General features: G+C 68.7%; 10 protein-coding genes. 6 read left to right on the top strand and 4 right to left on the bottom strand.

Annotated elements, in window-relative coordinates:
* Positions 1-281: 281 nt before the first annotated feature.
* Together MOQ72_RS15745 and MOQ72_RS15740 are read left to right on the top strand one after the other, a co-directional pair.
* Entirely contained in the window at positions 282-1,073 is a 792-nt protein-coding gene (locus MOQ72_RS15745) for a hypothetical protein (protein ID WP_242184296.1), read from the top strand.
* Between the two features lie 364 nt (positions 1,074-1,437).
* Positions 1,438-2,667, top strand: a complete 1,230-nt coding sequence (locus tag MOQ72_RS15740) for a nitric oxide synthase oxygenase (RefSeq protein ID WP_242184295.1) — start codon at positions 1,438-1,440, stop codon at positions 2,665-2,667.
* Positions 2,668-2,942: 275 nt separating this feature from the next.
* Here MOQ72_RS15740 and MOQ72_RS15735 read toward each other — a convergent pair whose 3' ends face one another.
* Positions 2,943-5,168, bottom strand: coding sequence for an FtsX-like permease family protein (locus tag MOQ72_RS15735; protein ID WP_242184293.1), 2,226 nt, complete (start codon positions 5,166-5,168; stop codon positions 2,943-2,945).
* A complete protein-coding gene (locus MOQ72_RS15730; protein WP_242184292.1) occupies positions 5,165-5,872 on the bottom strand; it encodes an ABC transporter ATP-binding protein in 708 nt (235 codons plus the stop codon). Before MOQ72_RS15730 ends, MOQ72_RS15735 begins: the two co-directional genes overlap by 4 nt.
* Before the next feature lie 191 nt (positions 5,873-6,063).
* Here MOQ72_RS15730 and MOQ72_RS15725 point away from each other — a divergent pair, with 191 nt between their 5' ends.
* From MOQ72_RS15725 to MOQ72_RS15715, 3 genes are all read left to right on the top strand, one after another.
* Positions 6,064-7,851, top strand: a complete 1,788-nt coding sequence (locus MOQ72_RS15725; RefSeq protein ID WP_242184291.1) for a sensor histidine kinase — start codon at positions 6,064-6,066, stop codon at positions 7,849-7,851.
* Positions 7,848-8,507, top strand: coding sequence for a response regulator transcription factor (locus MOQ72_RS15720; RefSeq protein WP_242184290.1), 660 nt, complete (start codon positions 7,848-7,850; stop codon positions 8,505-8,507). Before MOQ72_RS15725 ends, MOQ72_RS15720 begins: the two co-directional genes overlap by 4 nt.
* A 478-nt stretch (positions 8,508-8,985) precedes the next feature.
* Positions 8,986-10,317 carry an amidohydrolase family protein gene (locus tag MOQ72_RS15715; protein ID WP_242184289.1) on the top strand — a complete coding sequence of 444 codons (1,332 nt, stop codon included), beginning with the start codon at positions 8,986-8,988 and terminating at the stop codon, positions 10,315-10,317.
* 46 nt (positions 10,318-10,363) lie between these two features.
* On the opposite strand, the gene MOQ72_RS15710 is transcribed toward MOQ72_RS15715, so the two are convergent.
* Positions 10,364-11,047, bottom strand: a complete 684-nt coding sequence (locus MOQ72_RS15710; protein ID WP_242184288.1) for an SDR family oxidoreductase — start codon at positions 11,045-11,047, stop codon at positions 10,364-10,366.
* A 101-nt stretch (positions 11,048-11,148) separates the two neighbouring features.
* On the opposite strand from MOQ72_RS15710, the gene MOQ72_RS15705 reads away from it, so the two are divergent.
* Entirely contained in the window at positions 11,149-12,495 is a 1,347-nt protein-coding gene (locus tag MOQ72_RS15705; RefSeq protein WP_242184287.1) for an MFS transporter, read from the top strand.
* 347 nt (positions 12,496-12,842) lie between these two features.
* On the opposite strand, the gene MOQ72_RS15700 is transcribed toward MOQ72_RS15705, so the two are convergent.
* On the bottom strand, positions 12,843-13,481 hold the full coding sequence (locus tag MOQ72_RS15700) for a nucleotidyltransferase domain-containing protein (protein WP_242184286.1): 639 nt from the start codon (positions 13,479-13,481) through the stop codon (positions 12,843-12,845).
* Between the last annotated feature and the right edge of the window lie 61 nt (positions 13,482-13,542).

Genomic DNA, 13,542 nt, shown 5'->3' with positions numbered 1-13,542 from the left:
GCACACGACACTCGTCCGGATCGAGGGGAGGTGGCGCCCCAACGAAGGATGCGCCGGACCGATATCACCCGCTGCCCGATCAGCACCGCCAACTGCAAGGCCCACGGGCGACGAATCGTTCCAGCTGCCACCAGCAACCAGCGTCGTCGTAGAGCGACTGCCGCTCACCTTTGCAGCGGCGATGCGGACTCCGAGCGCTTGCGTGCGGGCCGGGCGACTTCTAGCCCGCGGCGCGACAAACACGGCGACAAGTGGCGGGGAGTTTGGCAGACTGCCAGCAAGTGGGCATTCTGCTGCTGAAGCTGTTTCTCGCTCCCCTGTTGGTCGTGACGTCCACGCTGGCCGGGCGCCGGTGGGGATCCGAAGTCGCGGGGATTCTCGTCGGTCTTCCGATCGTTGCCGGGCCGATCCTGTTCATCTCCTACCTGCAGCACGGCGCGGACTTCGCCAGCGGTGCAGCCAGTTCTTCCCTGCTGGGACTCGTGTCGATTGCTGCGTTCGCGGTGGTGTTCTCCCGTGCTGCCGGTCGTTTCGGCTGGCTCGCCACGTTGGCCACGAGCTGGACTGCCGTGCTGGCAATGGACGTTGCGCTATCCCTTGTCCGGGTCACCACGCTCGTCGCTTTTGCGTTCACACTGGTCGCGACCACTGCCGCGATGATTCTCATGCCGAGAACTGAGCCGGAAGCCGAGTTGGAGCAACCAGCGTCGCCATCGTGGGACCTGCCCAGCCGTGCGATCGCGACCGGCATCCTGGTGCTCGCAGTTACAACAGCTTCCGGCGCGCTCGGTCCGAACTGGACCGGACTGCTGGCACCGTTCCCCACTGCGATGAGCGTCGTGGCAACCTTCGTCCACGCGCAGCACGGACCCGCAGCGACCGCGCGAACCCTGGCGGGTGCGGTCATGAGCCTGCTCAGCTTTGCGACGTTCTGCCTCTCAGTCGCGATCCTGGTACGTCCGATCGGCGGCGCCTCGTTCGTCCTTGGCGCAGCCGTGACGGTCGCCGTTCAACTTCTGGCAGTACGCACGCGCGAAACACTGCGCAACAGACGGACAACGCTCCAGCCATGACGGCTGCCCCAGATGCTCTGATAGACGTCCGGTCATCGACTGCCGTTGATTGCCAGCGCGGGGAATCCGGCGGCGACACATCATCCTGCCCCACGGCAAGTGCTAATTTCGCGAGAAATCGGCAACACCGCCACCGGCACCGGTAGGCGGGACAAGCAGACGCCGGTCGTTGCGTCTCCGATTGGTCGGACTGTGGATCGGTGGAAGATGTTCACCTGATTGGGCGATCAAGGGTGGCTTTCGTTGGGACGATAGCTGCTACGGCGAGTGGCTCTACGCGCGATCGTGGGTTCGTGAATTCACCGGAAAGAAGAGCGCTTCCGGAGTGACGAGTGAACGGCGATCGCGACTACGTTACCGGTCCGTGACCGTTATCCGTGATGAAGTCATCCCGATCCAACAGCGCTCGCCGGACAGCGACATTAACGGCACCGGCAACAGCGACAGGGCGCGCGAGCTCGACCCCTGTCGGCCCGAGTCGACCACGGATATCTCGGCCGCCGAGGAGTTCCTGCGCGCCTTCCACGATGCTCACCCCGAGGCCGGACCCCTGACCAAGCGGCTGGCCGAGGTGCGCCGGGCGGTTGCCGAGACCGGCACCTACTGGCACACCAGCGCGGAACTCGCCTACGGCGCGCGGATTGCGCTGCGCGACAGTGGTTGGTGCACCAGCGGCGCGCCGTGGCGTCGGTTGCGGGTGCGCGACCTGCGAGGTCTGCGCAACGCCTCCGCGATCGCCAGTGAGTGCTTCGAGCACCTCCGGCTGGCCACCAACGCTGGGCAACTCCAGCCGTTGGTCACCGTTTTCGCCCCGGATGCGCCGGACCGACCCGGCCCGTGCATTTGGAACGAACAGGTGGTCCGGTACGCGGGCTACACCTTGTCCGACGGTGGCGTGCTCGGCGATGCGCGCTACCAAGGCTTCACCGCTGAGGTGCAGCGACTCGGATGGAAACCGCCCAGCGAGCGCGGGCGTTTCGACCACGTGCCGCTGGTGGTCGAAACCGCACACGAAGGCACCAAGCTGCTGACCGTGCCGCGCGACGTGGTGCAGGAAGTGCCGTTGGAGCACCCGGAATTCCCGTGGTTCCGCGAACTCGGACTCCGCTGGCACACCGTGCCGCTGATCAGCAACATGCAGCTGCTCATCGGCGGCATCCGGTACCCGGCCGCGCCGTTCAACACCTGGTTCGTGGGAACCGAGATCGGCACTCGCGGCTTGGCCGACGAGAACGCGTACGGCATCGCCCGGCATGTGGCCGAACGGCTGGGCATGGACACGTCCACGGAACGAACGCTGTGGCGGGACCGGGCGATCGTCGAGATCAACCGGGCCGTGCTGTACTCGTTCGACTCCGCGCGCGTCACGATCATCGACCACCACAGCGAGGCGTTGCACCGGTTGGCTTGGCTGCGGTCGGGGCCGCGAACCGGCTCCCACCGACCGATGTTCACCGTCACCAAGGAAGCGGCCCAGCGTGCCCGGCAGGGCACACCGCCCGGCTTCCGGTCCCCCGAACCGACCCGGCTCCGCTACGACGTGCTGGCGCGGATGAGTCGGCGCTGCCTGGGGACCGATCTGCCCGAGGACTGACCGGACGATCCGCGTTCGGGGCGAACCGCTCCAGTAGATCCGGCAGCACGGAACTGACCGCCATGAGCAGCAGCACCGCCAAGGCAATTACGGCTCCGACGATGGAAATCGCGTTGACGAACATCTCAAACCCTCCCCGACTTCGCTTCTGATACCTAAATCGTCGCTTTTCCGGCCGGTGCGGCGGATCGGCCAGATGGTTCGGCCGGGTGGCCATTCGGCCAGTCCGGCGGCTGCGGGACTGGCCGAATGGCTGGTGCGGTCCGTGCCGGTGGCTACTCGTCGGAGATGGGTTCGGCGCTGATCCGGCGCAGCATCGGCCCGCTGCTGGCGGCGGCGAGCACCGCGACCGCCACACCGATCACGACCGGGGCGAAGATCCAGCCGTTGATCACCACCGGGGTTTCCGAGCCGAACAGGCCCAACATGCCGATCCCGACCGCGATGCCGCCCGCACCTGCGCCCAGCGTCGCGACCAGCGCGGGCAGCGCGGCCTCGGTTCGCAGCGCGCGTCCCAACATGCGCACCGGCGTGCCCGCGGCGATCAACGCTCCGAAGGTGCGCCGCCGATCGACCACCGACGATGCGGCGGTGATCGCGGCACTGCTGCCCGCGAGCAACGCGGCGAGCGCCAAGCCGATGGCCGTGACCCGCTTGAGATCCGCCAGCATCGTCTGCTGTTCGTAGAGCCGCAATTCACGGCTGTTGAACGTCACGCCGGGCAGTGCCGCGCCGAGCGCGGTGCGTGCCTTCTCCCGGTCGGCATCGGTCGCCGGGTTCACCAGCAACGTGGCTTGCCCGACGTTGGCCAGCTCGGGCGCCAGTGCGGGATCGATCAGCACCGAATCGCTCAGCTCCGGGTCCTGGCCGCCGAGCGGGCGCACCACGACGCCTGCCGGTAGCGGGACCTTCACTGGCTCCGGGGAATCGCTGAGCCATGGGTACCACTGGATCTGCAGGCCGGAACTCGGCAGCCGGGTGGACGGGTCGGCTCGAATGGCCGGTGGGCCCGTGCACACCCCGACAGCCATCCGGGTCACCGCCGCGGCGTCCGGGCAACTGATCACCAACCCGGAGAACTCCTCGCCGTCAGGGGTTTCCAGGGAGACTCGTCCGGCCTCGGTGGCCGTGGCGTTCGTGCCGTTGCGCGCCAACTCCTCGGTGATGCGCTGTTGCTGGGCGGCGGCTTGCTCGGACGGCACGTCCACGTACAGCACGGAGTCCTTGAAGGAGCGGCCACCCCCGGCGAAGGCTTCGAAGCTGGGCAGCAGGGTCAGTGCCATCGACCCGACGAAGACCGCGAGGACGATGCCGGACACCGAGCGGTAGGCGGCCTTCGGATCGCTGCGCAACCTGCGGCCCGCAAGCAGCATCGCCGGTCGCCGCCACAGCGTGGCGAACAGCGCGCCGAGCGCGCCGGTCAGCCACGGACCGACGATCGACGCCGACACCAGTACCGCGGCCAGCGACGCGAGCAGCAGTGTGAGGCCGCCGGTGTCCTTGGCCACGGCGAGACCGAAGGCGAAGAACGCTGCCACTGCCACGAGGGAGAGCAACCGCCATGCCTTGGGCGCCTTCCTCGAGTGGTTCATCGCCGCTCCGACGGGAGCCTGCACCACTCGGCGCAGCCCCAGCACCGCAGCCAGGATGACCAGCAGCGGAATCACGATCGCCACCGCGAGGACCGTGAGCGTCGACGGGGTGAAGTCGGTGGCCAGCCAGGTGCCGCCGCCCCACGGGATCTGCGCCCCCAAGTACCGCAGCGGCCAGCTCAGCACGAGCCCGATCACGGTGCCCGTCACCGCGGCGATCGTGGTCTCCGCGGTGACGGTGCCGATCACCTGCCCGGGGGTGGCACCGGCCAGCCGCAGCGCCGCGAGTCGACGCTCCCGACGTGCCGCGGTCAGCCTGGCCGCGGATGCGACCAGGACCAGGCTGGGAATGGCGAGCAGCACGATGCCCACGCCGGACAGCAGATTCAGCAGCAGGTCTTCCTCGCCGACCGACGCCGAGCTGAAGTCCGAGGCACCGGAGGGGTCCAATGTGCCCGGTGGATGCCCGACGATCGCGACGAGTTGCTCCGGGAACTTCAGCGAACTCTCGTCCAGCACGCCGATCACCCGGCCCGGGAACCGGTTGGCGAGTTCCTCGCGCGGGTAGTGCTCGGCCAGATCCGCCAGTTGCGGGGACAGCAGAACCTCACCGGCGCCCGGGAACACCGGCGCACCACCGGTCGGAGCCGGGCTGCCCTCGGTGTCCAACCGGGTGATCGTCTCGTTGTGGAAGAAGTCCTGGCTGGCCAGCGAAACCGCGCCGGACGGGTCGACGGCGTCGCGTTGCCACATTGACCGGTCCAGCCGCGCCTGGGTCGCGTTCGGCAGGGTCGCCAGGAACAGGATCAGCGCCGTGGCGACCGCGACCCCGGCCGCGGTGAGCACGGCTGAAAGGCGGCTGCGGGAGTCCACCCGCAGCACCCGGAGCGCCAGTTGGACGGGATTCATCCGACCATCACCCCGCCCGCGATCACACCGTCGCGGATCTCCACGGTTCGCCCTGCCTTGGCGGCCAGTTCCCGGTCGTGCGTCACGATGACGACGGCGGCTTGGGTGGCCGCCGCGGCGGTGAACAGGGCATTGGTGGTCTCGGCTCCGGTGCGGGTGTCCAACGCCCCGGTGGGTTCGTCGGCGAAGATCACCTTCGGTCGGTGCGCCAGGGCGCGCGCGATCGCAACCCGCTGCGCCTGACCGCCGGAGAGCTCGCCGGGCAGCCGTTTCTCCAGCCCAGCGAGGCCGAGCCGGTGCAACCAGTCCTGCGCGCCCGCCAGCGCCTGCTTCCGGTCGGCCCCGGCCAGCAGCAGCGGCAACGCCGTGTTCTCCACCGCGGTCAGCTCGCCGACCAGCAGGCCCTGCTGGAACACGAAGCCGAACGCGTGCCGCCGCAGCTCGCTGCGCTTGGCCTCGCCGAGCTGGTCGATGCGGTGCCCGTCCAGCAGGACCTCGCCGCTGTCCGGGCGCAGGATCCCGGCCAGCACGTGCAGCAGAGTCGTCTTGCCGGAGCCCGAAGGCCCGACGATCGCCAACACCTCGCCGGGGTGGATCGCGAGATCCACCCCGGCAAGTGCCCGGTCCGTGCCGTAGTTCTTGACCAGCCCTCGTCCCACCAGGAACGGATTTCCGGGCCGCTGGTCGACCATGGGAGCCGACATTCCTTCCTCCTGCTTTAGTGCCCTGGGTCACCGCTGGATGCGGGACGCGTGTGATTCGAGATTGGCGATCAGCGGGAGTTTTGGGATCGGCCTGCGGGCCGTTGATCGAGTGCCGGAGGTCGGCCGATCGGTCAGGGCATTCGAACCATTCGGCCAAGGTGCTCGAATTCGCCACCGACTACCGTTTTGGCGTGAGCAGTTTCGTGACGTCTCCGAAAACCGAACCAGCCGAACCGTGGTGGCGACGGTTCGGTGCCTTCCTGCACGAGCAGTGGATCTTCGCTGCGCTGCTCGGACTGGTCTGGAGCGGGGACGCGCTCGCGCTGCTGACGGATCATGGGCGGAGTCCGCTGCTGATCCTGCCGATCACCGCGATGGCGGTGCTCGCGATCTTCGGTCGCCGCCATCCGGTGCGGTGCGGGCTGGCTGCGGCCGTTCTGCTGTGCGGCACCACGGCGGTCGTCCGGCTGACGGACGCGAACGTGTACTCGCTCGGGTTGGAGTCGGTCTTGCCGACCGAGAACCTGGCCGGGCTGCTGCTGGTGCTCTACCTCTTCCAGTTCCGCCCGGTTCGGAAGGCCATCGTGGTCACCGCAGCCTTGGTGGTGGCGTGCCTGGCGGCGGTGGTCTTCCGCGACGGCACGACGTATTCACTCAGCCAGACCGTGGGTTTCGGGTTCCTGCAACTGCTGCTCGCCACCGGAACCGGCTTGTACCTGCGCGGGAAGTGGCTGGTCCGGGACGACGCCCTGGACAGCCCGATCCGGGTGCTGTTGCGTCGCCAGTGGCCGGTGATCGCGGCGCTGAGCATCCTGCTGTTCCTGGAATTCGCCAGGAGCAATGGATCGCTGATCGCCCTCGTGGTCGTGCTGCTGGGTGGGCTGGTGATGTCGGTGCTGGCCGTGTTCGCGCCGATGCGCCCGGTCGAGGCGGCCATGCTCGGGTCGGTGGCGCTGGTGCTGACGGCGCTGGTGATGCGGTTCCTGGGGTTGGAGGCCGAGTCCGGGCTCCTCGGCCCGGTGCCGATTTCGTCGACCGGTGCGGGCATGTTGCTGCTGACGTTCGCGACCCGTCACGCCGAGCCGCGACGCGCCGTGCGGTCCGGCGTCGCGCTGGTCGCCGCAGCGCTGTTCGCGCTGTTCGTCACGCCGCTGGAGGGCGGAAGTTACGGCGATCTGAGCGATCAGCTGCAATCCGTGTTCCTGGGTGGTCTGCTGCTGGCGATCTCGGTCGGCACCGGGATGTACTTCCGCGCACGGGACGAGGAACGGGCGAAATCGGTGCAGGCCGCCGTGTCGGACGCGCAGCACGCCGAGCGGATGGCGCTGGCGCGGGAACTGCACGACGTGGTGGCGCACCACGTCACCGGCATCGTGGTGCAGGCGCAGGCGGCCCAACTCGTCGCGGCGCAGAACCCGAAGGCGGCGACCGACGCGTTGGCGCGCATCTCCGAGAGCGGCACGGAAGCGCTGACCGCGATGCGACGGCTGGTTGCCAGCATGCGCGGTGCCGAACCAGCCGGTGCCTCGGAGGCCACCGAACAAGCCACCACCAACCTGGAGGCGGATCTGCAGGCGCTGGTCGCCGCGACCCAACGCGTCGCCGGTCACGCGGGCGCGCCCACGGTGAACCTGCGGGTGGACCTCGGTCGGGAAATCCCACCGGAGGTCGCCCGGTCCGCCCTGCGCGTGGTGCAGGAATCCCTGACCAACGCGGAGAAGCACGCGCTGGACGCGAGCTATGTGCAGGTCGACGTGCGGGCCGACCTGGCGAACTTGTACGCCCTGATCACCGATGACGGCACAATGGCACGCCGTCAGCCCGTCGGTGGATCGGGCGGATACGGTTTGGTCGGCATGCGGGAACGGATCGAGTTGCTCGGCGGCCGGTTCCGCGCGGGGCCGGGAGAACACGTCGGCTGGCGGGTCGAAGTGGTGCTACCGCTGGCGGAGCAGACCGAGGAAGTGGGACAGCGATGATCCGGGTGTTGATCGCCGACGACCAGGAACTGGTGCGCGCCGGTTTCCGGATGATCCTGGAGTCCCAAGACGACATCGAAGTGGTGGCCGACGTCGCGAACGGGATCGACGCGGTTCGCGTCGCGCGGGAGAAGCGGCCGGACGTGTGCCTGATGGACATCCGGATGCCGGGGATCGACGGGCTGGAGGCGACCAAGCAACTGGCCGGTCCCGACGTGGCCGAGCCCGTCAAGGTCGTCGTCGTGACCACCTTCGACCTGGACGAGTACGTCGAGCGCGCGTTGCGCAACGGGGCGAGCGGATTCCTGCTCAAGGATGCTGGTCCAACCCTGCTGCTGGAGGCGATCCGGGCCGCGCAACGCGGCGACGCGCTGGTCTCACCGCAGATCACGGTGCGCCTGCTCAAGCACTTCGCCCAGCCGCAGGTGCAACGCCGGTCGGTGCCCGCGCCGACCGTGGAGCTGACCGAACGGGAACTCGACGTGGTGCGGGCGACCGCCCGCGGCCTGACCAACGGCGAGATCGGCAACGAGCTGTTCATGTCGTTGTCCACGGTCAAGACCCATCTCGCCGCCGCGCAGGGCAAGATCAAGGCCCGCAACCGCGTGGAGACCGCGGCGTGGGCGTGGCGCAGCGGTTTGATGGACGACGAATGACCGGTGGTCGATTTTCGCGTCGGTCGGCGGCGATTCCGCGATCGGGCCGGGCACGCGGCACAAATTCCAGGACGACCTTCAACCGCGCGCTCTTCGTGTGATCTTTGACACCGAGTGCACCACTGCACCAAGTCAGGGTGTCGTTGTGGAGCTGCGTGCTGACCACCCGCGAAGGTGCCGTTGAGCGCCTCGGAAACGGCTCGCCGCTTGGCCGACGTCGGGACGGATCGACGCTGGCTACCTAGCCCGTCCGAGGTCAGCCGACTGGCCGCCGGGGACTGGCCGATCGAACGAGGTCAGCGGGCCGATCAGCCGAGGTCCGGGGGCCGGAACCCGGTGATGCTGGAGTCATGACACAGCGAATGCAAGACATCGTTTTCCTGACAGTGCTGACCGGCATCGCGGGCTTGGCGGGGGTGATCATGTTGCTCGTCATAAGCCCCTGGGGCGGCGGATGAGCGTCGGGCAGAATGCGGGCATGCCGATCGCACTACGCCTGCACGCGCCGATCGTTCTGCCCTGCGATCCGACGTGCTCGGTGATCCGGGACGCGGTGGTGGACGTCGACGCAGAGGGGCGCATCGTGTACTGCGGGCCGCGCACCGGCGCACCGGAGCGTCCGCACGATGCGAACGTCCGGGAATGCAGCGGAATCCTGTTACCGGGCCTGATCAACGCGCACGCGCACAGCCCGATGACCCTGCTGCGGGGGACGGGTGGCGATCTTCCGCTGCTGCGGTGGCTGCACGAGGTCATCTGGCCCGCCGAGGCGCGGCTGCGACCGTCGGACGTCCGCGCCGGGATGGAGCTCGGATGCGTCGAGATGCTGCGGGCCGGGGTCACGACCAGCTCCGAGATGTACTTCATGGGCGAGGCAGTGGTCGAGGCGACCCTGTCGGTCGGGTCTCGGGTGGTGCTGGCCACCGCGGTGATCTCCACACCGGCGCTGGACAATTTCGGCGGCTGGCAGGGCATGGTCGACGGCATCAACCGGTGGATCGATGCCGACGGGCTGCGGTTCGGCGCCAGTGATCGGGTGGAGCTGGCCTACGGTCCGCATTCGGCCTACACGCTGCCGCCGGAAGCGCTGCAGATGATCGGCGAGTCCGCACAGCAGCGCGCTGCCTTGGTCCACACGCACGTGGCCGAAACCGCCGCTGAAGACGCGGAACAGCGGGAGCAGTTCGGTTCGGTGCCCGCCCTCCTGGAGAAGCTGGGCGTGCTCGACGGCCGGGTGCTCGCCGCGCACGGCGTGCACCTTTCGGACGCGGACATCGAGTTGTTCGCGCGCCGCCAGGTGGGCGTGGCGCACTGCCCGGGGTCCAACGCGAAGCTCGCGTCGGGAACCGCTCGGCTGGTCGATCTGCTCGCTGCGGGTGTTCCGGTGGGCCTGGGCACCGACGGACCATCCAGCAACGACGACATCGACCTGTGGGAAGAGGTGCAGCTCGCAGGCCTGTTCGCGCGGACCGCGACCGGCGATGCGACGGCCCTCAGCGCGGGTGCGGCGCTGCTCGCGGCGACACGCGGCGGGGCCGAGGCCCTGCACCGGGACGACATCGGAGCGCTGGAGCAGGGCCGCTGGGCTGACATCGTGCACCTGGACGTCGACAACCCGGCGTTCGCCACCGGCCTGGACGCACCGGATGACCAGGTGTTGGCGAACGTGGTGTGGGCGGCCGGGTCCCGGTACGTCCGGGACGTCTGGGTCGCGGGCGAAGAAGTGCTGCACGACAGCGAACCCACGCGGGTGGACCGCCGCGCTGTGCAGGCGGCGGCCCGCACGGCGGCGCAGTACATCCGGGGCTGAACCGGTCCGACGCAGGTGGTGCGGCGACCGGACCGGGTGCGCTGGGTCAGGACGGTCGGATGACGATCTCGGTGAGGTGCGCGTCGGCGCTGGCGTGCACGGCGGACACGATCGGCCCCGCCACCGACTCGGGACGCAGGTAGCGCTCCGGCTCGAACGCGGCGTCCTCCTGCTCGCGGACGTTCCGCTGCATGTCCGTGACGGTTCGGCCGGGGAAAACCGAGGTGACCCGCATGCCGTTGGCCGCTTCTTCGGCGCGGAGCACGTCGGCGAAGGCGCGCAGCGCGAACTTGCTCGCGGCGTAGGAGCCCCAGTGCGGCTTCGCGGACAGCCCGGCGCCGGAGTTGACCAGCACCACGTGCCCCTTCGCGGCACGCAGTGCGGGCAGCAGCAGCCTGGTCAGCTCGGTGACCGCGAAGAGGTTCAGCTCGAAGGTGCGCCGCCAGGAGTCGCTGCGCGCGTCCGCGACCGGCGCCAGTTCGATGAGACCGGCGCTGTGCACCAGCACGTTGAGCCGTTCGATGTCGGTGACCGCGGTGGCGACGGCGTGGTGATCGGTGAGTTCCACCGGCCAAGGCGTGGCGCCGGGCAACTCGTCGACGAGCGTCCGCAGCGCGTCGGTGTCGCGCCCGCCCAACAGCAGATCGTGCGTGTCGGACAGTGCGCGGGCCACGGCGGCACCGATGCCTCGTGAGGCGCCGGTGACCAGGGCAATTGGGCGTTCGGGCATGCCTGAACGGTAACGTCGGCCGGTTTCGATCCGGATACCGGCCGTCCCAATCAGCGGCCCACCACTTGACCCATTGGGGGCTGGAGGCTTAGGTCACCTGGGTGAGCAGTGTCGACGCAGCCTCTGCTGGAGTTCAGAACCGGATCGTGCGCAAAGTCGCGGTCCGGTTGATGCCTTTCCTCTGCTTGCTCTACTTCGTCAACTACCTGGACCGCGTGAACATCGGTTTCGCTGGCCCGAACGGGATGAACGACGAACTGGGGCTGAGCGCGACCGTCTTCGGGTTCGCCTCGGGCATCTTCTTCATCGGCTACCTGGTGCTGGAGGTGCCGAGCAACCTCGCGCTGCACCGCTTCGGGGCGCGCAAGTGGCTCGCGCGCATCATGATCACCTGGGGCCTGGTGGCGACCGCCATGGCGTTCGTGCCCAACGCCACCGCCCTGGTGGTGCTGCGGTTCCTGCTCGGGGTGGCCGAGGCCGGGTTCTTCCCCGGCATCATCCTGTACCTGACCTACTGGTTCCCGGCGGCGCAACGGGCGAAGGCGGTCGCGCTGTTCATGACCGCGATCCCGGTGTCCAGCGCCATCGGCGCAACGGTGTCCAGCGCGTTGATCAGCGCCGGGCACGGCGTCTTCGGGTTGTCCGGATGGCGGTTCATGTTCCTCGTCGAGGGCATCCCGGCGATGCTGCTGGCCGTCGCCACCTGGTTCTACCTGACCGACCGGCCGTCCGAGGCGAAGTGGCTCACGGCCGACGAACGGGCCTGGCTGAACGAGCAGCTGGAGGCCGAACGCAAGCAGACCGAGGCCGCCCACAGCTGGCCGCTGCGCAAGGCCCTGACCCACCCGCGGATCCTGGCGTTGGCGTTCGTGTACTTCGGCATCGCCTACGGCCTGTACGCGCTGGGCTTCTTCCTGCCCACCATCATCAAGGGCTTCGAGCAGCAGTACGGCACCGATCTGTCCACGATGCAGACCGGTTTGATCACTGCGGTGCCGTACGTGATCGGTGCGGTGGCCATGGTGCTCTGGGCCGGGCACGGTGACCGGACTCGGGAGCGGGTGTGGCACGTCGCGTTGCCGATGTTGCTCGGCGGCGCGTGCATCCCGATCGCGCTGTACCTGGGCAATCCGTTCAGCGCGATGGTCGCGGTGACGATCTGCGCGGTCGGTGTCTGCGCCGCGCTACCCACGTTCTGGGCCTTGCCGAGCAACTTCCTGGCGGGTGCGGCGGCGGCCGGTGGCATCGCGCTGATCAACTCGTTGGGCAACATCAGCGGCTTCGCGGCGCCCTACATCACCGGTGCGCTCAAGGACGCGACCGGCTCCCAGCGCACCGGCCTCTGGGTGGTGGGTCTGGTGATGATCGCGGCGGCGATCACGGTGATCGCCCTGCGCGCAGCACCCAAAACGGAACAGGCCGAGACCAGCGCCCAGCAAGAAGGCTGATGCGCCGCACGGTCCTCGGCGGCTGCGGGCGTAGCCGGGCGCAAGGCAGGCGTGCATCGGATTCGGTAACGAAGCCGAGGTGTTCGTGCTGTACGCGATCGGGTGCTTGTTCGGCCTGGTGTCAGCCGCTGGGCGTTCCGGTTCTCGGGCAGGCACGGCTGGAATGCCCTCCGGCCCAAGGCCCGCCCTTGAACTCGCGCCGCGCGCCAGTGCGAGGAGTTGCCAATTTCTTGAGGAATCGGCACCCGCTTCTCACGGGAAGTGACAATTTCGCGAGAAATCGCCCACCCAGACGCGATAGCCACTGTCGGGGACAGGCTCGAAGGTTGCGGTTGTCGAAACGCAGCCTAGACCGGGAAATCCTTGCTGCACGCGGAAAGCAGCGCACTCAGCTCTGCACCGAGTGGGCCGAGCCCGGCGTCGCGTCGCGTGGCAGCAGCGACGAGCGCGGCTATGCGGTGCTCCCAACCACCACCGGGATCGGGCTCGTCGATGCGTTGAAATCCACGCGACAGCAACCCATCGGCGGTATCCGGAAGGCCGCGCAGCACCGCTTTGCACGCACCGAGAGCGTTCATGGCAGCGCTTTCGGCCAGCGACCAGTCAGCGCCGCGCGCCTGCGGGTTGCCGACATCGGCGTCGGTGTCGAAAGCGTGCGACTCAGCCCAGATCTGCAGGTCGAGCCGCCAGAACAGCGGCACTCCGCGAAGCCGCACGAAGATCAGGCGACGCAGCGAGGACCGCTGGAACTCCGGCACCGACCGCACCGACGCGACCTCGGCCACCTCGCCGAGCAGCGGAACCAAACGGTCGGCGCAATCCGGCGCCGCGCCGTCGGGCACCACCCGGGCAAGGTCGACGTCGCTGTACTCGTCGGCTGTGCCAGCCCCCAACGACCCGATCACCGACACCCGCGAGCCGGGCACCGCATCGGTCAACGCCCTGGTCACGGCCTGCGCGAGCGATTCTCGATCCGCGAATCCCACCGCTGGAAACTACCCGGAAAAGCAACGAGGGCCTCCGGCCTGGCCGGAGACCCCCGCGCTG

The sequence above is a fragment of the Saccharopolyspora soli genome (genome assembly GCF_022678645.1).
Classification (GTDB): domain Bacteria; phylum Actinomycetota; class Actinomycetes; order Mycobacteriales; family Pseudonocardiaceae; genus Saccharopolyspora; species Saccharopolyspora soli.
Note: the sequence above shows the minus strand (reverse complement) of the source record. Positions and strands in the feature narration are given on the sequence as shown.